Raw genomic sequence first — 24,205 nt, 5'->3', positions numbered from 1 at the left:
GGCGGGCACTGCTGGAAGAGTCAATTCCCGCTGGCGTCGGCATCCCCAGCCAACCTCATGTGCAGGATCGGATAGGGCCGCCCGGCTTCATCGGTCTCACTGCGTCCGATCATTTCGAACCCCTGGTGCCGGTAGAACTCCAGCGCTGAGGTGTTCTGTTCATTGACGTCGACCGTGGTCACATCCTCGTGTTCGATCGCATAGTCAATCAGCGCGGAGCCGATCCCCCGGCCCCGTTCACCAGCGTCGATGAAGAGCATCGCGAGGTCTCCGTCGACGACCCCGCAAAACCCTACGGCTCGGCCGTCCAATTCAGCGACGGTGAGTCTCACGGCCGGAAAGTAGTCCGCAGCCAGATGCTTCTCGATCTCGTCCCGGTCGTCGTCGGACAGAAAATCATGCGTGGCGTCGACAGCGCTGCGCCAGATCGCCACAAGGGCAGGGACGTCAGAGCACCCGGATGCGGGCCGAAGCCTGAGGGCTGTCATATCAGTCCGTGTCTTTGGCGGCACCATCGACGTTCCCCTCCGAGTCGGCACCGAAATCCGCCTCACCGCGTGCGGCCGAGGCGAGGCCCAGCCACGACAGCACCTCGTCGGTGTGTTCGCCCAAGTCGGGCCCGAGGTGGTCGATCGCGATCGATTCGCCGCCGATGACCGGGGTGATGCCGGGGAAGGCGACGTCTTCGAGGACTTCTTCGCCGGTGGAGACGTCGAGGTTCTGAATCATCCCGCGAGCGGCGAGCTGCTCATCGGCGACGAGATCTTCGGCCGTGTAGATGGGTCCCGCCGGAACGCCCACTTCCTCCAGAGTCTCGACGACGTCCTCGACTGAACGCTGCGCGCACCACGCCCCGATGGCTTCGTCGAGTTCGTCGCGCCGCTGCCAACGGCCGGCATTCGTCTGCAGGTCGGCATCCTCGGCGAGGTCGGGACGGTCGATCGCCGTCATCAGCCGCGGGAAGATTCCATCCCCATTACCGGCGATGACCACGGACTTCCCGCCGGCGCACATGTAGCCGTTCGAGGGCGCGATGCCCTCCATCCGACCGCCGGTGCGGGTGCGGACCTCGCCGAATGCGGAGTAGTCGGGGACGAGGGATTCCATCACGGAGAACATCGCCTCGTTGAGCGCGACGTCGACGGTCCGCTCCGACAGCGGACCCTTGCCTTCGAAGCTGTGCGCGGATCCGACGACCGCCTCGGCGGCTCCGGCGATCTTCTGCCGCTGTCGGTCGAAGAGCATCATCACGGCACCGAACGCCGCCTGCATTCCGGCGATCGAATCGCCGATCGAGATGCCCACGCGCACCGGCGGGCGGTCGGGGTCGCCGACGAGTTCGCGGAAGCCGGAATATCCTTCGGCGACGGCGGCGAAACCGGGCCGGGACGACATCGGTCCGGTCTGGCCGAACGCTGAGATGCGCACGAACACAAGGTCGGGGTTCGCCTCTTCGAGCACGTCGGGGCCGAGTCCCCATTTCTCGAGGGTGCCGGGGCGGAAGTTCTCGAGCAGGATGTCGCTGCGGCGGACGAGTTCGAGCACAGCTTCGCGTCCCTCGTCGCTGCGCAGGTCGAGCACGACCGACTTCTTGTTGCGGTTGATCGTGCGGTAGAGCATCGAGGTGTCGCCGGCCTTGAGCCGCCAATTGCGCAGCTCATCGCCGGTGCCGGGGCGTTCGACCTTGATCACCTCGGCGCCGAAGTCCGCAAGCATCCGCCCGGCGGTGGGTGCGGCGATGTAGTTTCCGAGTTCGAGGACTCGCACACCGGAAAGGGGAAGTCGGTGCGTGCTCATGACGATGCTCCTAGTTGTGCGTGGTTCGGTTCTCCCATGGTGCCAGGTGTCGGGGCGATCGGCGCGGATATCCGCCGCCCGGGCGGTCGGACGGTCCACCTCCCCGAGGCGGTGCTCAGCTGTTCCGCAGCGTGACCTACGCGCGTTGACCGATGGATTCGGTCGGAATCTCAGCCTTCGACCGACCGACCCCGGCACGCACGGCTTCGCAGACCGCAACGACGAGGATGTTGACGCCGAGGCCGATGATGCCTTCGCTGATCGCCCACGGCAACGGCAGCCAGAACGTGTAGGCGATGACGACGATCAGTCCCGCCGCGAGACCGGCGATGATCGAGCGAACACTGAGACGACCGCGGAAGAAGAGAGCCGCGGCGATCGCAGGGGCGAGCTGGTCGAGGCCGGAGAAAGTCAGCAGCAGGAGGTTCGCCAGCAGGTCGGGCATGACGATGGCCAGCAGCAGCGACAGGGCAGTGGCGACGACGACGATGATCTGAGTCGCAGTGAACTGATGCCGTTCGGATCTGATCCGGAAGACATTGCGTGAAGCCAGGGTCGAGATACCGATGAGCAGCGCGGCCGAGGGCACCATCGCCGTGGTGATTCCGGCGACGGCGAGGACTCCGATCACCCAATCGGGGAACATCTGTCCGGACAGGTGGAGCAGAGCCGAGTCGGCGTCGGTGTTCCGACCGAGGATGATGACGGCCACGTAGCCGACGATGAGCGGCAGGACGATGAAGGTGTTGTAGATCGGCAGCCACAGGTAGTTCTGACGCAGCACCGCGGAGCTGCGGGCTGCGAGGATCGGCGGCCACATGTGCGGAAGAGTCACGAAGGCCACGCCGATGGCGCTGATCGCCATGTTCGAGATGTACCAGGGGATGCCGTATTCCTCTGTGCCGTGGACGCTCAGGAGGTCGGGCATGGTCGCAGCGACGGTGTCGAAGACGTTCGTGAATCCGCCGGTGAAATGGATGGGGATCGAGATGCACACGACGAAGAGCATGACGAGCATGAGCGCGTCTTTGAAGTACGCGGTCGTGGCCACGCCTCGCAGACCCGACCACAGGACGAAGGCGACGACGAGGATGAAAGCGATGACCATTGACCACACGCCCGTCGTTCGGTTACCGGTGACGAGTTGAACGATGAGGCCGAGTCCGGTGATCTGCAGCTGCAGGTAGGGCAGCAGAAAGATGACTCCGCAGATGCCTGCGATGACTCCGAGGGTGCGCGAGGAGTAGCTGTGTTCGAGGAAGTCGGCCTGTGTCAGGTGCCCGCGTGCTTTGGCCATGCGCCAGATCTTCGGGCCGATGAAGTAGAGGACCAGGTAGCCGAGGGGTACGTAGGGCATCGAGTAGAAGGCGGCGGCGCCTCCCGAGACCACGAGTCCGGCGGTACCGAGGAAGGTGAAGGTGGTGAAGGTTTCGCCGGCCTGAAGCAGCCAGGTCGTGGCCACGCCGAAGCGTCGGCCGCCGACGGTCCACTCGGAGAGGTCGGCATTGGGCTTCTTGCGTCCGATGAAACCGAGAATTGCGACGAGGACGATTCCGCCGAGGGTGACGATCTCGATAGTGCTCATCTCAGCCCTCCCGACCGTTGTCGGGGTGTGCCTGCACTTCCGGTCGGTCTCCGACTTTGGCCGATTCGAGCCTCTCGGCTTCTTCGAGGGCAAGGTCGTCGAGGTGGCCCTGCCGTTCGAGATCGGGGCGGGTCTTCTCAATGATCAGGAGGATGCCGGTGACGAGGAGGCTGCCGGGCACACAGGTCCACCACAAGATGGTCGGCAGCCCGAGAAACAGATGTGGGCCGTTGAGAATCGGCAGCCATTGGAGGACGAAGGCGGCGATCACCGGAATGAGACAGAGAACCGCCCAGACCGTGACGCGACCTTTCGTCACCCGTCGTGTGTCGGAATCGGGTGTACTCATTGTGCCTCCCGCACTCGTTCGGCCGGTCTGCTCGGCCGGCGGTCCGACCACCATGGTCACGACCACGTCCATCTTCTCTCCACAATCGGTGCTGGACGGTGACGAAATGCCGCTGACAGCAAAGTCGCATTGAAAAGCCCCCTTGGCTGAACATCAGCTGCGGCTTGAGTGAACTTCGTGCAACATTCCTTGAACTCTATTGTCAGCCAGGCTCTGGGTACCGAAGACTGGCAATCGAGTCGCAGACAGCGATGATTCGTCACCGAATGAGGAGTTGGACATGGAATCGAACGATTTCGCAGGCAACAACGACAGCGGTCAGAACGACTTCGGCAATGAGCAGCAGAGCGGTCCCGAGGGACAGCAGAGTGGCTTCGGCGATCAGGGTGGCCAGCAGGGCCAGTCGGGCCAGCAGGAGCAGGGTGGCTTCGGCGGCCAGGATCAGCAGGCCCAGGGCGGCCAGGAACAGGGCGGCTTCGGGGGCGGCCAGGAACAGTCCGGCGGATTCGGTGGAGATGACCGTGAGCAGGGTGGCCAGCCCAGGGGTCAGGAACAGGACGGACCCGGCGGCGATGATCGCGGCCGGCAGGCTCAGGGCGGTCAGAACGACGGCGGGTTCGGCGGAGACGACCGTGGCCAGCAGTCCCAGGAAGGACAGCAGTCCGGCGGCTTCGGTGGAGACAACGACCGCGAACAGGGCGGCCAGCAGGGTCAGTCGGATCAGCAGGAGCAGGGCGGCTTCGACGGCCGGGATCAGGCCCAGGGTGGCTTCGGTGGCGAGCAGGGCGGCTTCGACGAGAACCGCTGATCTCAGCCATCACCTGATCCGGCGTCATCGTTGAGACGCCGATCCGCAAACACAAGCGGCGCACCAGTCATCGGTGCGCCGCTTCGTGCATTCACTCCGTGACGGTCACGATCTGTCGGTGTCGGCCGAGGCCCTCGAGCTCGATTTCGACGACGTCGCCGTCGACCAGGTACGGGTACTGCCCCGACAGCGCGACGCCCTGCGGTGTGCCGGTGAGGATGACGTCGCCCGGTTCGAAGGCCATCGCCTGGCTGAGCTGGAAGATGATCTCGCCGGCGGAGAAGATGAGGTCGCTCGTCGACGAATCCTGCCTGGCTTCGCCGTTGACCCAGCTGCGCAGGCGCAGGTTGCCGGGGTCCACCTCGGCGGCGGGGCGGATCCACGGCCCGATCGGGGTGAACCCGGGCAGATTCTTCCCTTTCGACCACTGGCCCCCGGACTCCTCGATCTGCAGTCGGCGTTCGGACAGATCGTTGCCGAGCACGTACCCGGCGACGTGATTGAGTCCTTCCTCCGCCGAGGCGGCCCTGAAGGTCCGTGATCCGATGACCACTCCGAGTTCGACCTCCCAATCAGCTTTAGTCGCGTACGGCGGCAGTTCGATGGGGTCATTGGGCCCGGCGATGGTCGAGGGCATCTTGAAGAAGATGACGGGTCGCTCGGGAGGTTCGGCTCCGGCCTCACGAGCATGAGCGGCATAGTTCATGCCCACGCACACGATGGCAGAAGGTCGGGTCAGCGGCGCGCCGATGCGCATCTCATCAGCACCGTCGAGCGGCTTGAGTTCCCCAGCCTCAAGCGCGCTTCGGACGCGTCCGATGCCGTCGGCGGCGAAGAAGTCCGGGTTGATGTCATCGGTCAGCGGGCGGAGGTCGAAGCAGACTCCGTCGTGGCGGACTGCCGGAATCTCGTGTCCGATCGGTCCCAGTCGCAGCAGTTCCATGCGGTTCCTCTCTACTAGCTCTCGGCCACGTCGTTGTGACCTGTCGCCAGGCTAGCGAGACTGCCTGCGCTAATTTGGAACTGCTCAAGCATTGGACACCCGCAGGCGTCGAAGCGCCCACCCGGACCGACCGTCACACGGTCTGCTGGCGCGTGTAATCGGCCTTCGCTCGACGGGGCACGACGACGATCGGCACCGGAGAGTTCTGCAGGATCCGCATCGCGTGGCTGCCGAGCGAGACCCGCTTGAGCGCACCCAGCCCGGAGGACCCGAGCATCATCACTTCCGGATGCTTCCACTCGACAGCGCCGAGAGCCGCGGCCCAATCGGCGCCGGTTCCCACGACGACGTCCGTCTCACCTGGCTTGATGTGCAGCTGCTCGATCGAGCACAGGATCTTGTCCGTGTCACGCTGGACGGTCTTCGTCCATTCGTCGATGACGCGTGACTCCATGTCGAAAGGCACGTTCGCCGAGGCGACCACACGCGAACGCGGGGCGAACGAAGCGATGCGGAACGGCACGTCCGACTCCGCCGAAACCATCGCAGCACCAAGAATGAGATCTGCCGAGGTGGACGATCCCGAATACGCGGCCGTGATCCGCTCCAGCCTCGCCCCTGCAGGCGCTCCGAATCCGGCCGGGGCCAGGGCCACCGGCAGCCTGGCGCTGTGCAGCAGACCGTTCGACACCGACCCGAGCGCGATCTTGCCCGGCTTCCCTTCCGACGATGGTCCGACGACGAGGCGATAGGCGTCGGTCTTCTCGCACATCTCGAGCAGACCGCGCCGAGACGACCGCGCGGAGTGGAGGACACATTCGGACTCGATATCGCTGGGAATCAGCGCACGCGCCTCGTCGAGGGCCGCCTCGGCGACAGTGCGGAACCTGTTCTCGTACTGGCTCTCGAAGTGCACGGGCGCCATCGGGAACGCAGCGGAGTCCACGGCGGTTGCGACGATCCGGCGTCGATAGGTGCGGGCGAGGACGATGCCCAGCTCGACGGCTGCGCGGTTGTCCTGACCTGGGGCAAGACCGACGACGATGCTCATTTGGCTCCTCCTGTGGAGTCCGGTCCGGGGGATTCGGGATTGGTGGGTCCCGCCTCGGCGAGCTGCTGGCCGAGGACGGAGGACTTACGGCCGAAGATGAAGTACAGGCCCAGGATAAAGGCGGTCCAGATGATGAAGACGACGATCGTGATGACCTGCAGGCTCGAGATGATCCAGAAGCAGCCGATGATCGAGAGCACCGGCAGGACGGGATAGAACGGGACCTTGAAGCCGCGTTCGAGGTTCGGTTCGCGCACGCGCAGGATGATCACGGCCAGGGAGACGACGACGAAGGCGACGAGGGTGCCGATCGAGGTCATCTCGGCGAGGAAGTTCAACGGGATGAAGCCGGCGAGGACCGCGATGACGGCGGAGACGACGATCGTGCCTTTGACCGGGGTGAGTGTGCGGGGATTGACCTCACGGAAGAGCTTGGGCATCATTCCGTCGCCGGCCATCGTGAAGAGGATCCGGGACTGGCCGTAGATGGAGACCAGGGTGACGGAGAAGATCGAGATCACCGCGCCGGCGGCCACGACCGTGCCGGGCCACTGCGAGCCGACGATGTTCTCGAGGATAGCCGACAGGCCTGCGGTCTGTCCGTCGAATTTCTCCCACGGCTGGGCGGACAGGGCGGCGACGGCGACGAGGACGTAGACGGAGGTGACGATGATGAGGGCAGCGATGAGAGCTCGGGGCATCGTCTTCTTCGGGTTCTTCGTCTCATCGCCGGCCGTGGCGACAGCGTCCATGCCGACGTAGCTGAAGAAGATCAGACCCGAGCCGGCGACGACTCCGGAGATGCCGAACGGAGCGAAGTCGGCGAAGTTATTCGAGTCCCAGCCGGTGACGCCGACGCAGATGAAGAAGATGAGCACGCCGATCTTGAGGCAGACCATGATCGCATTGACGACGATGGATTCGCCGGTGCCGCGCACCAGCAGGAAGCAGCACATCGCCAGCAGCAGGATGGCAGGCAGGTTGACGATGCCGCCTTCTTCCGGCGCGTAGGCCAGGGCGTGCGGGATCTGGAATCCGAAAAGATTGAACAGCAGCTGGTTGACGTACTGCGACCAGCCGACCGCGACGGCCGCACCGGCGACTCCGTATTCGAGGAGGAGACACGCGGCCACCCCCATCGCCGGCAGTTCGCCGAGGGTCGCGTACGCATAGGAGTAGGAGGAACCGGAGACGGGGACGGATCCTGCGAGCTCGGCGTAGCAGATGACCGCGAGGCCGGCGACGGCGCCGGCGATGACGAATGACCAGATCACGGCGGGTCCCGCCACCGGAACGGACTCGGAGAGGATGAAGAAGATGCCGGTGCCGATGGTTGAGCCGACGCCGACCATCGTCAGCGAGAACAGCCCGATCGTGCGTTTGAGATCGGTCTCGACGTCTTCCTTCTGCCGCGGAACCGGTTTGATCCGGAACAGCTGCTGTCGCAGTGTGGGCATGTTCATCTCCAGACTTCATCGTCTTACTTGCCTGTCGGCGGAGCCCGTCGCGCACCGGTCAGGTGCGCTCGCTGCTCGCCGCTACTGAGACCATACGACAGACTGCGCGGTCCGATTCGGTTTCTACCGGAATTCATCGGTGCGAAATCCGTCGCCTCTCGCCGAGGCGGCCCCGACCCTGCGCACGTCACTGCAGGTGGAGCACGAGATACGCTCCAACGAATACTTTATTCAACTAAATGGTTGACTTACGGGAACTGGCAGACATACCCTTTTATCAACCCATTGGTTGAGTGATTGTTTCGATTCAGATTCACAGGAGGCTCAAGTGGCCGATCAGCTGTCCAAGGTCTTCGCCGCTCTGGCCGACCCGACGAGGCGGGACATGGTGGCCAGACTCAGCGTCGCGGACTCGACGGTGAACGAACTCGCCGAACCCTATGACGTCAGCCTGCAGGCCGTATCGAAACATCTCAAGGTGCTCGAGGACTCCGGACTGGTCTCCCGCACCCGTGACGCCCAGCGCAGACCAGTCCACCTCGAAGACAATGTGTTCGATCTGATGACGAAATGGATCGAAAGATACAAGCAGCAGGCAGAGGAACGTTACCAACGCCTCGACGCGGTCCTCGAAGCGATGAACGCGGACGAGGAAGCGAACGACTCGGACTCCAGCGCCGCCTCGGCGGAGGGATCCGAGGACACATCACCCCACAGAAAATCACGCAAAGGAGCATGACATGACCACCACAGACACCGCAGCCGACTATTCGACTCTCAAGCTCGACGTCCCCGAGGGGGTGCAGACCGTCTCGATCACCCGCGATTTCGCCGCCTCACCGGACAAGGTGTTCCGGGCCCACATCGACCCCGAACTGTTCGTCAAGTGGTGCGGACCGGACTCGATCACGAACACGATCCGCGAATGGAATGCGACGACCGGCGGGAACTGGAGCTATGTTTCGAACGACGATCGCGGCGAGTACGCGTTCTTCGGCTCGTTCCACGAGGTGCGGGAGAACGAGCGCATCGTCCAGACCTTCACCTTTGAGGGATTCCCGGACGCGGTCAACCTCGAGATCCTCACGCTCACTGACCTCGGCGACGGGCGGACACGGCTGATGTCGACCTCGATCTTCGACTCGCTCGAATCCCGCGACGGCATGGTCGCCTCGGGTATGGAGCACGGCATCGTCGAGGGCTACAACAAACTCGACCGCCTCCTCGTCGAGGCCTAATTACTACGTGACGGGGACTGAGCAACCTGGCGCCAGGTTGCTGAGCCGCCGTCAGGTAGTTGTGGGGCGTTCGGACGACTTGGCGATGTACAGGCACAGCTCGTTGATGCCGATGAGGAAGACACCGGAGCCCAGCAGGGCTGCACCCGGGACCTCGTCCGCGAGGATCAGCAGGCTGATTCCCGCAACGACGAGCAGATAGCTCAATGCTGTCAGCAGCAGGGAGCGACGGGCGGGTTCCTGCAAGTTTCTGATCACCGTTCCAGTTGATGGGCTGGGCTGACTGGACCGTCATCACGTCCGACGAACCTTCAACGGGCGTCGTAACGGTGACGGGACCACTCAACAGTAGCGGGTCTCCGAGTCGATGTATCTCCCACAAAAGGATGAAATTCGCTCTCCAAGGCACCTGACGGCGGCTGAGCAACCTGGCGCCAGGTTGCTGAGCCGCCGTCAGGTAGCAATTAGGGGCGTTCGGACATGGTGGCGAAGTAGGAATCGCGGCTGCGGCGCACGTGTCGGGCCATTGCCTCGGCGGATAGCTCGACCTGGCCAGCATCGATGGCAGCGATGATCTCGCGATGCTCCGGCCACGCCTGCGGGCCTCGACGCATGAGGTTGAGCGAGTACAGCCACTCGATCTTGCCGGAGATCTGACGCAGCAGGCTGATGAACGACAGGCTCCCGCTGAGCTCGGCGACCGCGAAATGGAATCGCATATTCAGCACCGCGAGGTCCTCAAAGCGCTCATCAGCGATGACGGCGTCGCCGGCCTCGAGGATCTCGTTGATCTCTGCGCGGATCTCCGACCACTTCGCATCATGCTCGCCGCCGGCACTGAGCTCGGCGGCCCGGCGGGCGGCGCGCTTCGCGGTCGCCGATTCGAGCACGATGCGGATCTCGAACAGATCCTCGGCATCCTCGGCCGGGGAGGGCGCGACAACCGAACCGCTGAACTTCCGGGACTCGACGAGCCCATCGGCCTCAAGAGTTCGCAGCGCTTCCCGAATCGGAATCCGCGACACTTCGTAGCGTTCGGCCAGGGCGACCTCACGCAGCTTGGTCCCGGGCTCGAGCTTGCCCTTGATGATGTCGGTGCGGATCTGCGCGGCGACATCCAGTGGCGCATCGTGCGAATCAGCCATGGTCATCTCCCCGCCGCATAACCCTGCGCTCCACGCGGATTCGCTCCTGCGCTCAGCCGCCCCGTCGCCGGATCCCGGGTCACGCACGACAGCCGACCGAGCTCCCACTCCCCCGCCCTGGTCACGTCATGACCGCGGTTGATGAGCCCGTTGATGACATCCTCGCCGAGGCGGTCCTCGACGACCGCCCCACCCGGAACCCAGGTGCGCGGCCAGAACGATCCCGCCAACGACGTCGTGTGCAGTGCCGGTGCGTCGATGGCCTCCTGCGCACGGTAGCCGCCGACGAGCATGCGCAGGATCAGCAGCAGCTGCCACTGTTCCTGCTGGTCACCGCCGGGTGAGCCGAGAGCGATGACCGGCTGCCCGTCTCGGGAGATCAAGGTCGGGGTCAATGTCGTGCGCGGACGCTTGCCCGGGCGCAGTGCCGAGGGGGCCGCCTCGTCGAGCCACATCATCTGCAGCCGGGTGCCGAGGCAGAATCCGAGTCCGGGGACGGTCGGCGAGGATTGCAGCCACCCTCCGGACGGGGTCGCCGAAATCATATTGCCCCACCGATCGACGACGTCGAGGTGACAGGTGTCGCCGTTGTTCACGCCGTTCTTCTGTACGGTCGGCTCCCCGATGCCGGCTTTGATCAGCGCTTCTTTGTCATCACCTTCGGGAATGAGGGGGGTGGTGAAGACGGGCGCCGCACCGTCCCGGCCGAGACCGGGCCGGAATTCCGCCGATGCCTGCTCAGTGATGAGTTCTCGTCGGGAGGCCGCATAGGAGTCGCTGAGCAGCCAGTCGAGGTCGACGTCGGCATCGCCGTAGTAGGTGTCACGGTCGGCCATGGCCAGCTTCAGCGCTTCGAGGATCGTGTGCGCTCCGCTCTCGGTCGACGGGTCGAGGCGGTCATCGTCGAAGCCCTCGAGGATCTTCAGAGTCTGCAGCAGCACCGGACCTTGACCCCAGGCACCGATCTTCGCGACCTGATATCCGCGGAAGTCGATGGTGACGGGATCTTCGAACCCAGCGTCGAACACGGAAATGTCCTTCAGAGTCATGACTCCGGCGTGGTCGCCTCCGGTCGAGTGTCTGTGCGCGGTGGTGATGAAGTCGGCGATCGCCCGCGCGACGAATCCGGACTTCCACTCCCGACGGGCCGCTCGGATCCGCTCCTCCCGTGTCGCAGTGCCGTCACCGGCGGCGATGAGTCTGCGCAGCACATCGGCGTAGGCGTGGTTGAACACCAGCTCGCCGGCATCGGGAACTCGGCCTTCGGGCATCCACTGTGCGACCGAGGTCGGCCAGTGCTCAGTGAAGAGTTCGCTGACCTTCGCGATCGCCCCGGCTGTTCGGGCGAGGATCGGATGCCCGTTATCGGCGTAGTCGATGGCGAAGTCGAGGACGTCGGCGAGCTCCCACGTCCCGTGGTGTTCGAGCAGGTTGAGCCACGAGTCGACGGCTCCGGGAACGGCGGCGGCGAGAGCCCCGGAACCGGGAACCATATCGAGGCCCTCGCCGCGGAAATGCTCGATCGTCGCCGCGGCCGGAGCCGGCCCTTGACCCATCATCACCTGTGGCCGGGAAGGCTCGGCGGCGGTGGCGAAGATCCCGGTCATGTCACCTCCGGGTCCGTTGAGGTGGGGCTCGACGACGTGGAGGACGAAGGCTCCGGCGACGGTGGCGTCGAAGGCGTTCCCGCCGCGTTCGAGCACCGCCTGCGATGTTGCAGTGGCCAACCAGTGCGTCGATGCCGCCATCCCGAAGTGCCCCTCGAGGGTGGGGCGCGTGGTGAATGCTGGGGGCGGTGTAAAGGTCATGAGCGAAGTCCTTCGGCAGTGGTCAGCTGATCGTGGTTCGGCGTGCAAGCCGTGGTCAGCTGTCGATAACGACGATACCCGGACAATTCCGGTTGCCCCTCGATTGCATGCCAACCGCCACCTGATTACAGTTTTGTATACAAACTGCCCCTCATGGCGACATTCCGGCACTGCCGCCGGCTCCACTCGCCCGGAAAGGACACCATGACTCGTCGCCTCGACCTGGCCATGCTCCTGCTGCTGACCTTTTCGACCGGCATGGTAGACGCCATCGGCTACCTCGGCTTCGACAAGGTCTTCACCGGCAATATGACCGGCAACGTCGTCATCCTCGGCATGGGCCTCGCCGGCGCCGACGGCGTTCCCGTCCTCCGCCCCGCCCTCGCCCTCGTGTTCTTCATGGTCGGTGCGGCACTGTCCGGGCGCATCCTCGGCGACATCGGCGAGAACTGGCACCACCGGACGACCGCGATCTTCTCCGGCGTCGCCGTCGGCTGTGCCGCATTATCCGTCTACGTCGCGGTCGTCCCCGACCCCGAGATCGGGCTGGCCGGCACGATCTTCACCTCGGCCCTGTCCGCGCTCATGGGCGCGCAGGCCGCGGCAGCACGGAAGATGAAGATCGCCGACGTCACCACCGTGGTCGTGACCTCGACGATCGTCGGCCTCGCCGCCGATTCGAGCCTGGCCGGCGGTGACAACGTCCGCTGGATCCGCCGAGCCCTCGCCGTCGTCCTCATCCTCATCGGAGCGCTGGCCGGTGCCGCCACGCTCATGCTCAACCAGTGGATCGGCATCGCCCTCGTCGCCGTCATGATCGCCGCCGCAGCCGTGATCGGTCACCTCGGCGAGAAGAAGAGACGAACCCGCGCCGAGGCGGCCGCCGCCGTTGCCTCGAACGCCTGAGTTCCGTATTCGCCCAGTCGGGGCCGTGATCGCAATCGACCACGGCCCCGATCTCACGGCGGCCCCATACCCTGGACATCAGCGCACGCCGAGCTTCTTCCACACCACGAGGATCGCCGCCACGCTCAGCGCTCCAGCAAGCAGCACCCAGTAAGCCGGGGCTTTCGCATCACCGGTGATGCCGATGAGCCAGGCCGCCACCAGCGGGGTCAGTCCTCCGAAGATGGCAACGCCGACGTTGTAGCCCAGTGACAACCCGGTCCCTCGCACCTCAGTCGGGAAGATATCGCCCATGACGCTGGCCAGCGGTCCGTAATAGGCGGCTTTCAGGATCGAGAAGATGACCACCACGACGATGAGCACCGTCAGCGCATTGGCCGCGACTACCCAGGTGAAGAGGACCCAAGTGAGCACCATGACCGCGAGCGCCGCTGGAATCATGAAGGTCAACCGTCCGAACTTGTCGCAGAAGTAGCCGGCGACCGGTGTGCAGAGGAACAGCACGAGTCCGGACACAAGCGTTGCCCAGAATCCTGCGGAGCTGTTCATACCGAGGTTGTCGACAGCGTAAGTCGGCACATACGTGATGAAGTAGTTGAGGCAGGTCGAGACAGCGATCGCACCGATCGCCAACAGCACCGCGAGTTTGTGATGTCGCAGCACCCCTCCGATTGCTGCTGCTTCCTTGGGCTTCTCAGCTTGGGCAGCGGCAAACTCGGGAGATTCGGGGACATGCCGACGTATGTAGAGTCCGACCGGGCCGACGAGGAGTCCGACGATGAATGGCAGGCGGAAGCCCCAGGTCTCGAGTTGCTCCTGCGTCAGCGTCGTCGTTACGGCCACACCGATGACGGAGGCGAGAATTGTCGACATCGCCTGCGAGGTGAACTGCCAGCTTGCAGCGAACCCTCGGCGATCGGGCAGGTGTTCGACCATGAGCGAGGTTGCCGAACCGAATTCGCCTCCGGCGGCAAACCCCTGAATGAGCCGCGCAAGCAGTATGAGCAGCGGCGCAGCCAGTCCGATGACATGAGCCGGTGGCATGAGCACGATCATCAGGGTGCCTGCGAACATCAGCCAGATCGTCAGCGTCAGTGCCGGTTTGCGTCCCTTCCGGTCAGCAAAGCTGCCGAGCACGATTGCTCCGACCGGGCGGATGAAGAAGGACAGAGCGAAAGTGCCCAAGGCCAGCATCACTGAGACCGCATGACTCTCGGAGGGGAAGAACGCCACGGAGATGTAGACGGAGAAGTACGCATAGACCGAGATGTCGTACCACTCGAGGGCGTTTCCGATCGAGGCCGCGGTGATGACCTTCCACGATTTCACCGGTTTGTTCTCAGCGGTATTCTGCGCTGACAGCTGTTCTGTCATGACTGGGCTCCTTTGCCTGCAGTGTGGTGGTGGGACGGCTTGGTTTTTTGCGACATGGGGTCTCCGACAGCTGGCGGGATCATTTCGAGGAGAACCAGTCGCCCGGACGCATGCGCATGTCCCAGAACATTCCCGTCATGATCTCCGCACCCTGCTCGAGGATCGATACCAGCGCATGCTCATTCGGTGCGTGCTGGTTGCATCCCGGGTAGGAATGCGGCACCCAGACGGTCGGCAGTCCGAGCACTTCGGCGAAGACATCATTCGGGATGGTTCCCCCGAGGTTCGGCTCGACGGCGACGTCGAGTCCGGTCGTCTCGCGGATCGAGTCCACCGCTGCCGTGACGACTCGTGCTTCCGGGTCCAGACGTGTGGCCGGCATGCAGTGTTCGAGCTCGACCGCGACCCCATGGATCCCTTGTTCTTCGAGGAAGGTCCGGACCCGGTTCTCGAAATCGCTGACATCCGTGCCCACGACGTATCGCAGCTGCATGCTCGCCGAGGCGGCGCCGGGAATCGCGTTGACAACCTGAGTCGGGTCGCCCGCATCGAGGGCGAGGACCTCGAGCACATTGAACGCGAAGACCCGTTCAGCAGGGCTCAGGCCGGGCTCACCCCAGTCCGGATCAGTCTCCGGAGCACCTTCCTCGGCGATGTCAGGCAGCTTCGCCACTGCATCGAGCACCGAGGCGGGAGGATCGTCAGGGCGCAGTGCAGGGATCCGAATGACGCCGTTGGCATCCACCAGAGCGTTGATCGCGGCGGCGATGACCGTGGCCGGGTTCCGCAGCCGACCGCCCCAGTTGCCCGAGTGGTGGTCGCCGTCGCGCTCGTGGGCGATGAGCCGGAAATTCAGTGCCCCACGGGAGCCGAGGAACAGCGTGGGGACCTCGGCGGCGATCCGTGGACCGTCGGAGGCGAGGAAGAGCTCGGCCGAGAGGTCATCGGCATGTGCGGCCGCAAACGAGCGCAAGCCCTTGGACCCCGCCTCTTCAGCGGTCTCGATGAGGATCGTGATGTTGTAGCCGAGACTGGCTTCGCCGGTTCCGTGCTCTGCACGGAGGCCGTCGAGCACGGTCTTCAATGCCGCCGTGTTCACGCTGTGCTGGCCTTTGTTGTCGGCAGTGCCGCGGCCATACAGGCGGTCACCGTCACGAGTGAGCACCCAGGGGTCGAGGCCCTCGGCCCACTGCGAATCGTGGGCGAACTGCACATCGGCATGGCCGTAGAGCAGCACCGTGGGCAGCTTCGGGTCCTCGACGCGCTTGGTGATGAGAAGCGGGTGTTCGTCCGATTCCGGATTGTCGTGGATGGTCGAAACGAAATCGAGTTCGTCGAGTTCTGGAACCAGCTCTTCGCTGAGGTAGGCCAGCGCTGCCGGCCCGCCTCCGGGTGCTTGGCTTTCGGTGCGCCGGGCGACTCTGCGGGAGAGTCGATCGATGAAGTCTGCGCCGCGGACGAATTCGCCTGCACGCCGGGCAAGGTCAGTTCGGGTTTCGGGGGAATCTTCCGCACCCTCGCGGACAGTGTTCTCTGCGTTCATGACTGTCAGCATCGCCCAGCAGACGACTCGACAACACCCGGATCCGTCCACACCCAGGTGCGTTTCCCGCACCGAGGTGGTGCGTTTGCTGCACCACCGACGTACTCTGGAGTCGCACCCGGCCGAAGGACGACCACGATGACCGATCTCCGCAGTCTCAAGACCCTGCTAGCCGTCGTCGAATACGGGTCGATCCATCTCGCCGCGAGGTCGATCTTCATCTCGCACTCGACAGCGAGCCGTCAGATCAGGAGCCTGGAAGAGCATTACGGCACACAGCTCTTCGAACGGACGAGTGCCGGAGTCAATCCCACAGCACAGTGCCTGGCCGTCGCGGATTTTGCCCGCCGAACCATCGCCGAGTCGGAACTGCTCGCCGACTCGTTCGGGGAGTACTCGGGCGCGGTCGAAACAGTCTCGATCGTGACGAGCACCGGGTTGGGGCAGACCGTGGTGGCCGATGCCATCAACCGACTGATGCGGATGACTGACAGAGTTCAGGTCAGCATCATCGACCGCGGATCGGTCGAAGCTCTGCAGGTGCTGCGGAACCGTCGGGCCGACCTGTGCGTGAATTTCTCGGTCTCCAGCCACGAATTCGGAACCTTACCGGGGGTCCGCAAAGTCGCCGAAGTGGAAGCGACGAACTTTGCGATTCTCGACGGACACCATCCGCTGGCTGACCGGTCCAGTCTTTTCATCAGCGATATGACGGACTTTCCTGTCGGAACACTTCCCGCCGGGAACACTGCTCGGATGCGCATCGAGCAGGCAGTCCGGGCCCAGGGGCAGGTCTTCTCCCCGTCACTTGAGGCCACATGTCCGGTTCTCATGCTGCGCTCTCTCGTGGGAACGTCGATGATCGCGATGATGGCCGGGCGAACCATTCCGACGAATCTCAATGCAGTTGGCTGCAAAGCGATTCCGATCGTCGATCCGGATATCGAATCGCGCTACATTCAGGTCCTCGAAGCCGATCCGCGCCGCGAATCCCACGGTCTCGATCTCGTAGTGGAGGCTCTGCAGAACAGTTTGTGAGATGTTCCGGGTTCTTCACATTCTTCTTCTCTTAGAACCGTTCATCCCCTCACTCGGAGGGGAATTCCGGAAGCAGGCGCGGGCCCGAACCGCTCGAGCCGAGCGCGTCATCCGGGTTGAGCACTCGGCAGCTGCGCAGTGAGACGCAGCCGCAGCCGATGCATTCGACGAGTTCGCTCTCCATCCGCTCGATCTCCTTGCGACGGGCTTCCAACTTGCCCCTCCAGCGCTCGCTGATCCGTCGCCAATCGGACTTCCCGGGCATCCGATCGGCAGGGAGATCCTCGAACACCTCGGCCACCTCGGCGAGGGGAATGCCCATCCTCTTCGCCACTTGGATCACCGAAACCCGGCGGAGAACATGACGGGCGTATCGGCGCTGGCCTCCAGCGGTACGGACCGAGGCGATCAGGCCCTGCCGTTCGTAGAAATGCAACGCAGAGACGGCGACTCCGGTTCGTGCAGCCACATCGCCCACGGACAGGATATCGGTCGGCGACGGCTTCTTGTCGCTCATGGACATTCTTTTTCCTCGCTCAGCAGAGACCTATTGACCTCAACTTAAGTTGAGGTTCTAGCGTAATCGATATGAGAGACGAACACGAGAGTGCGATTCCCGAACACCCCTCCGAAGGCGCAACCGCGGATGCCGCCGCAGCGCAGTCGACGGGCGGCTGGCGGGAACTCTTCAGCGCCGAGCATGCAAGCGCCTCCCTCGTCCTCGCCGGCGGCATCGCAGTGTTCGCGATGAACACCTTCGTCACGGCAGCCCTTCTGCCGTCGACGATCGCCGACATCGGCGGGCAGCAGTACTTCGCATGGGTGACCACGGCATTCCTCGTCGCCTCTGTGCTCGCCTCAATGCTCGTCGCCAGAGTGCTCGGTTCGATGGGCGCTGCGTGGTCGTACCTGCTCGCGTTCGGCCTCTTCGCTGTCGGCTCGCTCGGCGCCGCGCTCGCTCCTACCATGGAGCTGCTGGTGATCGCGCGGGTCGTTCAGGGACTCGGCGGAGGTCTGCTCGCCGGGCTCAGCTACTCGGTGATCCGCGATGCCCTGCCGAAGCGCCTTTGGACTCGCGCGACAGGACTGGTCTCGGCGATGTGGGGGCTCGGCACACTTATCGGCCCAGCCGTCGGCGGAGCATTCGCCCAGGTCGGGTACTGGCGCGGGGCCTTCGGTCTGCTGACGCTGATATCGGTTGTGCTCGGCCTTATGGCGCTGCGCAGCCTTCCCCTCGAGGCTTCCGGTCAACGGGACTTCGGCCGCCTTCCGATCCCCTCGCTGTCGCTGCTCGTCCTTGCCTCCGCTGCCTTCAGCATTGCCGCAGTGGTTCACACGGGCTGGCCCACGACGATCGCTCTTGTTGCAGGAGCGGCACTCATCATCACCTTCATCGCCGTCGATCGGACTTCCGCTTCTCCAGTCCTCCCGCACATCACCTACCAGCGCGGCAATCCGCTCAAGTGGATCTACCTCGTCATCGGGATCCTCAGCTCCGCGGCGATGGTGGAGATCTTTCTGCCGAAGTTCGGTCAAGATCTCGTCGGCATGCCGCCACTGTTGGCGGCTGTGTTCGGCGTTAGCATCTCGGTCGGCTGGAGCTTCGTCCAGCTGTTCAGCGCGAGTATCGATGATTCTCGCACCGGCCGGAGGCTCATGACCCTCGGCCCCATCCTTGTGACCGCGGGGCTGGTCATCTACGCCGCGACTCAATTCGTCGACGCGGAGTGGATCGCTTGGGTCTGGGCCGTAAGTCTGGTGCTCGCCGGCTCCGGAATCGGCCTCGCCTTTCCGCACCTCAACGTCGCGGCGATGAGCAGCAGCGATGACCCCGTCGAAGGATCCAAGGCGGCCGCCGGGCTCGGCACCGCCGAGCTCATCAGCAACACGATCGCCTCAGCACTTGTCGGAGTGTTCGTCGCCGTCGGCGGTCCGGGCGCGACCGGTGCGATGACGATGGGTGCCGGCATCGCCGTCCTCGGCGGCATCGGCATCATCGGTACCGTGATGATCATGCGCGGCACCGAGGCGGCCGCCGCCGTTCCGTCAGATGTCTGAGCTCATGTTCCACCACTTGGATCTTCGGCGACACCGGCCCTGGCGCCTGACCATAATCGAGACATGAGCAATGGAGCCGAGACGACAGCACTGCAACAGCCGACCTTCCCGCTGAAGGCACCCGGAACTGCGGTCGTCCACGCGGGTCAGCGACAGAGCCCCCGCATCGTCTCCGTCCCGACCCGCTGCACCGAGCATGTCCTCGAACTGCCGGAGGGCGCGGACCTGTTCGCCTCACTCGAAGCATCCCTGACCGACTTCGCCGTTCCCGGCATCATGGCCGAGTTCGTCTCCGGACAGTTCGGCCATATCGACTATGTTCATCCGGCCTACGGCCCCGACGCCGAGCACCCGATGTCCTTCACTCAAGCATTCACTGTCGACGACCCCAGCCGCCTGCGCCACGCCTCGGCTACGATCGGTTGGCGCGATGACTCCCCCTTCTGCCACGTCCATGCATCGTGGACCAATGCTGACGGCGAAACCAAGGGCGGCCACCTGCTCCCGGGCACCCTGACAGGACCGTTCGGACTGACCATCCGGCTCTTCGCCCTGCCCGATGCCCACCTGATCAGCGACGTCGATCCCGAGACAGGGTTCTCCGCCTTCGCACCGCACCCGGTCACACCGGCACACGCCGCCGCGTCATCATCAACCGCGCCCGATCTCGCCGCGGCGACCCGCCCCGCTGAAGCCGTCGTCACCCGCGTACGTCCCGGTGAGATCCTCGACGAGGCGGTCCTCGCCGTCTGCCGCACCGCTGACTTCGACTCCGCCGAGGTGGTCGCGAGTCTCGGCAGTACGACCGGAGCCGTGTTCACCGATGGCACCGCCCCGTGGCCGGCCGTCGAGTTCACCCATCTGAGCGGCGCCGTGACCGGAGCGCGAAACTCAACTCCACGGATCGCCCTCTCCGGCGAGGTCGTCGACGTCGCCGGAGAGGTCAGCTCCGGCACCCTCAAGCCTCAAGCCAACCCCGTGGCCGTGACCTTCGAACTCTTCGTCCGCCGCACAGCCTGACCGGACACGTCGCCCAGCCAGACAGGTCCGCAGAGACAACGATCCCCGCACCATCCTGAGGATGATGCGGGGATCGTCCGTTCGAGCTCAGAACACTCAAACGCTCACGACATCACGGCCCCGCCGTCGACGCGGAGGATCTGTCCGGTCGTGAACGCGGCACCATCGGTGGCAAGGTAGGCGACCGCCTCGGCGATCTCATCCGGCTGGCCCATCCGATCGAGAGCCTGCCCTGAGGTGTCATAAGTCTGACCGACGGTGAGCGCTGATTCGACCGGCCCCGGTGCCACCGAATTGCAGCGGATGCCCTGGCGTCCGTACTCCTTGGCCACCCATTTCGTCAGGGCGATGATCCCGCCCTTGCTCGCCGCATATGCCGGCCCCGACCGTGCCCCGGCTTCTCCGTCGGAGACCGCTCCGCCGTTGATGCCCGAGATCGATGAGATGTTGATGATCGACCCGCGTCCCGCATCACACATGTGCGGGTGGACGGCGGCCTTGATGAAGTTGAACGTCCCACCCAGGTTGGTTTCGATATCACGCTGCCACTGCTCGGCGGTGATCTCATCGATGCCGATGCGCGCGGCCGTGCCCGCATTGTTCACGAGGATATCGAGACCCCCGAACGTCGAAACGAACGATCCGACCGCAGCGGTCACTTCCTCGGCGTCGCGGACATCGAGCGAGAACGCCGCGAACCGCTGATCCGGGTACTCCGAGGCCAACGTCGCGGCAGCCTCCTCGGCGCCCTTGAGATCGACGATGCCGACCGAAGCGCCTCGCCTGGCCAGCGCCGTGGCGATGGCCAGGCCGATGCCCTGCGCGGCACCGGTGACCAGGGCCGTCTTGTTCGTGAGCAGATACGGTTCCATGTTTCTCCTTCGACAGAGTTGAGTGAGGCGTGAGATCCCCGGCCCAACCGAATGGCCGGGACCTGCCCGAACTACCCGACCCCGAGCAGGTCAGGCAGCCAGTTCGAGATCGCCGGGATGTACGTGATGAGCAGCAGGGCGACGATCGCGCAGACGAGGAACGGCAGGATCCCGCGCACGACCTCCTCGAGTTTGGCTTTCCCGATGCCCGCACCCACATAGAGGTTGAGTCCGACCGGCGGCGTGAACAGGCCGATCGCGAGGTTGACGGTCATGAACACGCCGATCGTCGTCATGTCCACGCCTACACCGATGAGGATCGGCACGAGGATCGGGATGAACAGGTAGAACGCGCTGATCGCGTCGACGAAGGCACCGACGATGAGCAGGATGATCGTGATCGCCGCGAGGATGAGGTACTTGTTGTCCGTCACCCCCAGCACTGCCGTCGAGATCCGGTCGGCCACCCCTTCGACGGTGATGACGTAGGAGAAGAGGCTGGCCACGCCGACGATGAACATGATGACCGCGGTCGAGACCCCGGATTCGAGGAACACCTTCGGCATGTCCTTCCAGGTCAGCTCCCGGTAGACGAACACCCCGACGATGAGCGCGTACACGGATGCGACGGCTCCCGCCTCGGTGGGGGTGAAGACTCCGCCGTAGATCCCGCCGAGGATGATCACCGGAATGAGCAGCCCGGGGATGGCTTTGACCAGCGCGGTCATGATCTCGCCGAACCCGCCCTCGGGGTTGACCGTGGCTGTCGGATCCGCGGCGCCGACGCTCGATCCGGTGGATCCGGAATTCGCCGAGGCGGCCTGCCCGTTCGCCGTCAGCAGCTGGGTCTTGCTCCCTGCCGCGCTGTCACCCGAACCGCCGTTCCCGGCGGAGTCAGCACCGGCGGAACCGGACGCCGACGTTCCGGTCGACGTCGACCCCGTGACCACCTCGGCGTCGGGCTTCGTTCTCACCGGCAGACCGGCGAGCTCACGCACCCTAGGGACGAACAGGGCGGCGATGAAGAACGCGACGGCCATGATGATGCCGGGCACGATGCCGGCGATGAACAGCCGGGAGATCGAGATCTTGCCGAACTCGGCGGCGACGACGGCGAAGATGATGAACGCGATCGACGGCGGCACGACGATGCCCATCGAACCGGAGGCCGCGACGAGGGAGACCGCGTGCTTCTTCTGGTACCCGTTGCGCACGAGCGCGGGGATGAGGATCGCACCGATTGCGGCCACGGTGGCCGGTCCCGATCCGGAGATCGCGGAGAAGAAGAACGCGGAGATGATCGTCACCGCGGCCAGGCCGTGGCGCAGGCGTCCGAAGATGAGGAACGCGAGGTCGACGAGCCGCTGCGAGATGCCCGTGTACTGCATGACGATGCCGGCGAGGATGAAGAACGGGATCGCCAGCAGCGTGCCCGAACTCATCGACGGGAACATTACCGAGGGCACGACGTCGAGGACCTGCACACCGTCGGTGGTCACCAGGGTGACGACGGCGGAGAGGCCGAGGGCGAAGGCGACGGGGATCCCGAGGCCGAGGAAGAGGAAGAAGCTGCCGAAGAGCAGAAGCGCGATCATTTCCGGCCTCCTTCGGAGTCGGTTGAGAATTCGGACGAGTCGATGGTCGGGGCGGCTTCGCTGGCGAGCCGCTCGACGACCGCCTCGGCGGAGGTGTCCTCGTGCAGTGCCGTCCGCAGGGCCTGGAGGCTGCGGAAGATTCCGAGCAGCCCGGCCAAGGGAATCGACAGGGTGAACAGCCATTGCGGAATGCCCAGCGACGGCGTCGCCCGGCCGCGCAGCCCCTGCGCGATGGTCATCTCGCCGCCCCAGATGAGGAGGACGGCGAGGAAGACGACGATGAGCGTGGTGCCGGTGATGAGCAGTGCCCGGCGAACGCTGCCCTTCGCGTTCTCCACAAGGTAGGTGAACCCGAGATGCGCGCCGAGGCGGATCCCGACGACGGCTCCCATCATCGTGAGCACGACGAGGAGGTTGATGGTGATCTCCTCGGAGAAGGCCAGTGAGGCCTTGAAGATGTAGCGGGAGAGGACGTTGACGAAGGTGACGAGGACGATCACCATGAACGAGGCGATGACGACCCAGTCCTCGAAGAATCTGATGACTCTCATCTCACAGTCCTTTCGGGATGAACGCCTGGGACATGTCCGGTCCCCAGACCTTGCGGTATTCGCTGTAGATCGGACCCAGCTTGGCGCGGAAGGCGTCCTTCTCCTCATCGCTGAGTTCGTTGACCTCCATACCGGAGTCGGCGAGTTCGGCGATGAGCTTCTCTTCGCCGTCGCGGTTCTTCTTGATCTGGAAGTCGTTGGCCTCGCCGGCCAGGCGGCTCACGAGCTTCTGGTCCTCCGGAGTCAGTGAGTCATAGAGGTCCTTGTTGATGCCGAGGACGAGCGGGTCATAGGAGTAGTTCCACAGCGTCAGATACGGCTGGACCTCCTGCAGATTCGCCGAGTAGATGACGTCGATCGGGTTCTCCTGCCCGTCGATGGCTCCCTGCTGCAGAGCGGTGAAGACCTCGCCGAAGGGCATCGTCGTCGGGTTCGCGCCGAGACCGCGGTAGAGGTCGGTGTACATGCCGAAGCCGGGGATGCGGAACTTCATGCCCTTCATGTCTTCGGGCGTGTGGATGGGCCGATGCGTGTTCGTCAGCTGCCGCATTCCGGATTCGCCGAAGCCGAGCAGGTGCACTCCGCGTTCGGCGAGGTAGTCGCCGTAGACGTCCCCGCCTTTTCCGGCGAGCGCCTTCTGACCGTCCTCGACGGAGTCGAAGACGAAGGGGGCGGTGACGGCGCCGAAGCGCGGGTCGACGCCGGCGTAGATGATCGGCGAGTTGTAGGAGAAGTCCTTCGCCCCGTCCATGAGCTGTTCGACTCCGGCCGTGGCCTCACCGGCCGAAAGCCGTTCGTTGGCGAAGACCTTCATGGTGATCCGTCCGTCGGTCTCCTCGTCGAGGTCCTTCGCGAACTTCTCCGCAGCGAGGTACCACGTCGAAGTCGATCCGGTCGTCACCGTCATCTTCCACCGGTAGCGCTGCTTGCCGTCGTCGGTGGTGCCGAAGTTCGTTCCGCACCCTGCCAGCAGCAGGGCGCACACCATCAGTACGGCGGACCAGACGAGCATGGTCCTCGTCGTCCGTATTCTCGGCACCATTGCCTCCTTGATTTCCGTTATGTCA

The 24,205-nt window shown here is 64.5% G+C and carries 24 protein-coding genes; 7 read left to right on the top strand and 17 right to left on the bottom strand.

Annotation, left to right across the window (positions count from 1 at the left end; all coding sequences use genetic code 11):
* Positions 1-20: 20 nt before the first annotated feature.
* The 4 genes from AC239G_RS01150 to AC239G_RS01135 all read right to left on the bottom strand — a co-directional run bounded on the left by AC239G_RS01150 (position 21) and on the right by AC239G_RS01135 (position 3,731).
* Entirely contained in the window at positions 21-488 is a 468-nt protein-coding gene (locus AC239G_RS01150; RefSeq protein ID WP_180345552.1) for an acetyltransferase, read from the bottom strand.
* A gap of 1 nt (position 489) precedes the next feature.
* The gene (locus AC239G_RS01145) at positions 490-1,797 is read right to left on the bottom strand and encodes a CaiB/BaiF CoA transferase family protein (RefSeq protein WP_139467813.1); all 1,308 of its coding nucleotides are present in this window, start codon (positions 1,795-1,797) and stop codon (positions 490-492) included.
* A 136-nt stretch (positions 1,798-1,933) separates the two neighbouring features.
* Entirely contained in the window at positions 1,934-3,382 is a 1,449-nt protein-coding gene (locus AC239G_RS01140) for a sodium:solute symporter family protein (RefSeq protein ID WP_487489606.1), read from the bottom strand.
* 1 nt (position 3,383) lies between these two features.
* Positions 3,384-3,731, bottom strand: a complete 348-nt coding sequence (locus AC239G_RS01135) for a hypothetical protein (RefSeq protein ID WP_259358179.1) — start codon at positions 3,729-3,731, stop codon at positions 3,384-3,386.
* A gap of 280 nt (positions 3,732-4,011) precedes the next feature.
* Between AC239G_RS01135 and AC239G_RS01130 the strand changes: the two genes are divergently transcribed.
* Positions 4,012-4,539, top strand: coding sequence for a hypothetical protein (locus tag AC239G_RS01130; RefSeq protein WP_482401159.1), 528 nt, complete (start codon positions 4,012-4,014; stop codon positions 4,537-4,539).
* 91 nt (positions 4,540-4,630) lie between these two features.
* Here AC239G_RS01130 and AC239G_RS01125 read toward each other — a convergent pair whose 3' ends face one another.
* From AC239G_RS01125 to AC239G_RS01115, 3 genes are all read right to left on the bottom strand, one after another.
* Positions 4,631-5,482, bottom strand: coding sequence for a fumarylacetoacetate hydrolase family protein (locus AC239G_RS01125; RefSeq protein ID WP_487489605.1), 852 nt, complete (start codon positions 5,480-5,482; stop codon positions 4,631-4,633).
* 133 nt (positions 5,483-5,615) lie between these two features.
* The gene (locus tag AC239G_RS01120) at positions 5,616-6,533 is read right to left on the bottom strand and encodes a universal stress protein (protein WP_487489604.1); all 918 of its coding nucleotides are present in this window, start codon (positions 6,531-6,533) and stop codon (positions 5,616-5,618) included.
* Positions 6,530-7,990: an APC family permease gene (locus tag AC239G_RS01115; RefSeq protein ID WP_139467803.1), complete on the bottom strand. Its 1,461-nt coding sequence runs from the start codon at positions 7,988-7,990 to the stop codon at positions 6,530-6,532. The genes AC239G_RS01120 and AC239G_RS01115 overlap by 4 nt, the downstream gene beginning before the upstream one ends.
* A gap of 328 nt (positions 7,991-8,318) precedes the next feature.
* Here AC239G_RS01115 and AC239G_RS01110 point away from each other — a divergent pair, with 328 nt between their 5' ends.
* Positions 8,319-8,729 (top strand): ArsR/SmtB family transcription factor, encoded by a 411-nt coding sequence (locus tag AC239G_RS01110; RefSeq protein ID WP_139467802.1) that lies wholly within the window; start codon positions 8,319-8,321, stop codon positions 8,727-8,729.
* 1 nt (position 8,730) lies between these two features.
* Positions 8,731-9,228 (top strand): SRPBCC family protein, encoded by a 498-nt coding sequence (locus AC239G_RS01105; RefSeq protein ID WP_139467801.1) that lies wholly within the window; start codon positions 8,731-8,733, stop codon positions 9,226-9,228.
* A 51-nt stretch (positions 9,229-9,279) separates the two neighbouring features.
* Here AC239G_RS01105 and AC239G_RS01100 read toward each other — a convergent pair whose 3' ends face one another.
* The 3 genes from AC239G_RS01100 to AC239G_RS01090 all read right to left on the bottom strand — a co-directional run bounded on the left by AC239G_RS01100 (position 9,280) and on the right by AC239G_RS01090 (position 12,181).
* Positions 9,280-9,486, bottom strand: coding sequence for a hypothetical protein (locus AC239G_RS01100; RefSeq protein WP_139467800.1), 207 nt, complete (start codon positions 9,484-9,486; stop codon positions 9,280-9,282).
* 206 nt (positions 9,487-9,692) lie between these two features.
* A complete protein-coding gene (locus tag AC239G_RS01095) occupies positions 9,693-10,373 on the bottom strand; it encodes a GntR family transcriptional regulator (protein WP_139467799.1) in 681 nt (226 codons plus the stop codon).
* Between the two features lie 2 nt (positions 10,374-10,375).
* Positions 10,376-12,181 (bottom strand): gamma-glutamyltransferase family protein, encoded by a 1,806-nt coding sequence (locus AC239G_RS01090; RefSeq protein WP_487489603.1) that lies wholly within the window; start codon positions 12,179-12,181, stop codon positions 10,376-10,378.
* A gap of 204 nt (positions 12,182-12,385) precedes the next feature.
* Here AC239G_RS01090 and AC239G_RS01085 point away from each other — a divergent pair, with 204 nt between their 5' ends.
* A complete protein-coding gene (locus tag AC239G_RS01085; protein ID WP_139467797.1) occupies positions 12,386-13,087 on the top strand; it encodes a YoaK family protein in 702 nt (233 codons plus the stop codon).
* Between the two features lie 78 nt (positions 13,088-13,165).
* Here the strand turns inward: AC239G_RS01085 and AC239G_RS01080 are convergent, their stop codons facing one another.
* Positions 13,166-14,461, bottom strand: coding sequence for an MFS transporter (locus AC239G_RS01080; protein ID WP_487489602.1), 1,296 nt, complete (start codon positions 14,459-14,461; stop codon positions 13,166-13,168).
* A gap of 79 nt (positions 14,462-14,540) precedes the next feature.
* Positions 14,541-16,004, bottom strand: a complete 1,464-nt coding sequence (locus tag AC239G_RS01075) for a M20/M25/M40 family metallo-hydrolase (protein WP_487489601.1) — start codon at positions 16,002-16,004, stop codon at positions 14,541-14,543.
* A gap of 138 nt (positions 16,005-16,142) precedes the next feature.
* Here AC239G_RS01075 and AC239G_RS01070 point away from each other — a divergent pair, with 138 nt between their 5' ends.
* Positions 16,143-17,042, top strand: coding sequence for a LysR family transcriptional regulator (locus tag AC239G_RS01070; RefSeq protein WP_139906565.1), 900 nt, complete (start codon positions 16,143-16,145; stop codon positions 17,040-17,042).
* 49 nt (positions 17,043-17,091) lie between these two features.
* Here the strand turns inward: AC239G_RS01070 and soxR are convergent, their stop codons facing one another.
* Positions 17,092-17,559, bottom strand: coding sequence for a redox-sensitive transcriptional activator SoxR (gene soxR, locus AC239G_RS01065; protein WP_139467793.1), 468 nt, complete (start codon positions 17,557-17,559; stop codon positions 17,092-17,094).
* Between the two features lie 71 nt (positions 17,560-17,630).
* Between soxR and AC239G_RS01060 the strand changes: the two genes are divergently transcribed.
* Entirely contained in the window at positions 17,631-19,100 is a 1,470-nt protein-coding gene (locus tag AC239G_RS01060) for an MFS transporter (RefSeq protein ID WP_139467792.1), read from the top strand.
* 63 nt (positions 19,101-19,163) lie between these two features.
* Complete coding sequence (locus AC239G_RS01055) at positions 19,164-20,120, top strand: PCC domain-containing protein (RefSeq protein ID WP_139467791.1); 957 nt, start codon at positions 19,164-19,166, stop codon at positions 20,118-20,120.
* Between the two features lie 104 nt (positions 20,121-20,224).
* On the opposite strand, the gene AC239G_RS01050 is transcribed toward AC239G_RS01055, so the two are convergent.
* From AC239G_RS01050 to AC239G_RS01035, 4 genes are all read right to left on the bottom strand, one after another.
* On the bottom strand, positions 20,225-20,992 hold the full coding sequence (locus AC239G_RS01050; protein ID WP_139467790.1) for an SDR family NAD(P)-dependent oxidoreductase: 768 nt from the start codon (positions 20,990-20,992) through the stop codon (positions 20,225-20,227).
* 71 nt (positions 20,993-21,063) lie between these two features.
* Positions 21,064-22,587, bottom strand: coding sequence for a TRAP transporter large permease (locus AC239G_RS01045; RefSeq protein ID WP_139467789.1), 1,524 nt, complete (start codon positions 22,585-22,587; stop codon positions 21,064-21,066).
* Positions 22,584-23,138: a TRAP transporter small permease gene (locus tag AC239G_RS01040; protein WP_139467788.1), complete on the bottom strand. Its 555-nt coding sequence runs from the start codon at positions 23,136-23,138 to the stop codon at positions 22,584-22,586. The genes AC239G_RS01045 and AC239G_RS01040 overlap by 4 nt, the downstream gene beginning before the upstream one ends.
* Before the next feature lies 1 nt (position 23,139).
* A complete protein-coding gene (locus AC239G_RS01035) occupies positions 23,140-24,180 on the bottom strand; it encodes a DctP family TRAP transporter solute-binding subunit (RefSeq protein WP_253903964.1) in 1,041 nt (346 codons plus the stop codon).
* Positions 24,181-24,205 lie beyond the last annotated feature (25 nt).

This window comes from Brevibacterium sp. Lmc1 (assembly GCF_057654315.1).
The sequence above is the reverse complement of the archived record's forward strand: the minus strand, read 5'-3'. Positions and strand labels throughout refer to the sequence as shown.

What these genes read in the sequence shown, in the direction of transcription:
- AC239G_RS01150 (WP_180345552.1), bottom strand. Translation starts at nt 488, where the DNA reads ATGACAGCCCTCAGGCTTCGGCCCGCATCCGGGTGCTCTGACGTCCCT.
- AC239G_RS01145 (WP_139467813.1), bottom strand. Translation starts at nt 1,797, where the DNA reads ATGAGCACGCACCGACTTCCCCTTTCCGGTGTGCGAGTCCTCGAACTC.
- AC239G_RS01140 (WP_487489606.1), bottom strand. Translation starts at nt 3,382, where the DNA reads ATGAGCACTATCGAGATCGTCACCCTCGGCGGAATCGTCCTCGTCGCA.
- AC239G_RS01135 (WP_259358179.1), bottom strand. Translation starts at nt 3,731, where the DNA reads ATGAGTACACCCGATTCCGACACACGACGGGTGACGAAAGGTCGCGTC.
- AC239G_RS01130 (WP_482401159.1), top strand. Translation starts at nt 4,012, where the DNA reads ATGGAATCGAACGATTTCGCAGGCAACAACGACAGCGGTCAGAACGAC.
- AC239G_RS01125 (WP_487489605.1), bottom strand. Translation starts at nt 5,482, where the DNA reads ATGGAACTGCTGCGACTGGGACCGATCGGACACGAGATTCCGGCAGTC.
- AC239G_RS01120 (WP_487489604.1), bottom strand. Translation starts at nt 6,533, where the DNA reads ATGAGCATCGTCGTCGGTCTTGCCCCAGGTCAGGACAACCGCGCAGCC.
- AC239G_RS01115 (WP_139467803.1), bottom strand. Translation starts at nt 7,990, where the DNA reads ATGCCCACACTGCGACAGCAGCTGTTCCGGATCAAACCGGTTCCGCGG.
- AC239G_RS01105 (WP_139467801.1), top strand. Translation starts at nt 8,731, where the DNA reads ATGACCACCACAGACACCGCAGCCGACTATTCGACTCTCAAGCTCGAC.
- AC239G_RS01095 (WP_139467799.1), bottom strand. Translation starts at nt 10,373, where the DNA reads ATGGCTGATTCGCACGATGCGCCACTGGATGTCGCCGCGCAGATCCGC.
- AC239G_RS01090 (WP_487489603.1), bottom strand. Translation starts at nt 12,181, where the DNA reads ATGACCTTTACACCGCCCCCAGCATTCACCACGCGCCCCACCCTCGAG.
- AC239G_RS01085 (WP_139467797.1), top strand. Translation starts at nt 12,386, where the DNA reads ATGACTCGTCGCCTCGACCTGGCCATGCTCCTGCTGCTGACCTTTTCG.
- AC239G_RS01080 (WP_487489602.1), bottom strand. Translation starts at nt 14,461, where the DNA reads ATGACAGAACAGCTGTCAGCGCAGAATACCGCTGAGAACAAACCGGTG.
- AC239G_RS01075 (WP_487489601.1), bottom strand. Translation starts at nt 16,004, where the DNA reads ATGAACGCAGAGAACACTGTCCGCGAGGGTGCGGAAGATTCCCCCGAA.
- AC239G_RS01070 (WP_139906565.1), top strand. Translation starts at nt 16,143, where the DNA reads ATGACCGATCTCCGCAGTCTCAAGACCCTGCTAGCCGTCGTCGAATAC.
- soxR (WP_139467793.1), bottom strand. Translation starts at nt 17,559, where the DNA reads ATGAGCGACAAGAAGCCGTCGCCGACCGATATCCTGTCCGTGGGCGAT.
- AC239G_RS01060 (WP_139467792.1), top strand. Translation starts at nt 17,631, where the DNA reads ATGAGAGACGAACACGAGAGTGCGATTCCCGAACACCCCTCCGAAGGC.
- AC239G_RS01055 (WP_139467791.1), top strand. Translation starts at nt 19,164, where the DNA reads ATGAGCAATGGAGCCGAGACGACAGCACTGCAACAGCCGACCTTCCCG.
- AC239G_RS01050 (WP_139467790.1), bottom strand. Translation starts at nt 20,992, where the DNA reads ATGGAACCGTATCTGCTCACGAACAAGACGGCCCTGGTCACCGGTGCC.
- AC239G_RS01045 (WP_139467789.1), bottom strand. Translation starts at nt 22,587, where the DNA reads ATGATCGCGCTTCTGCTCTTCGGCAGCTTCTTCCTCTTCCTCGGCCTC.
- AC239G_RS01040 (WP_139467788.1), bottom strand. Translation starts at nt 23,138, where the DNA reads ATGAGAGTCATCAGATTCTTCGAGGACTGGGTCGTCATCGCCTCGTTC.
- AC239G_RS01035 (WP_253903964.1), bottom strand. Translation starts at nt 24,180, where the DNA reads ATGGTGCCGAGAATACGGACGACGAGGACCATGCTCGTCTGGTCCGCC.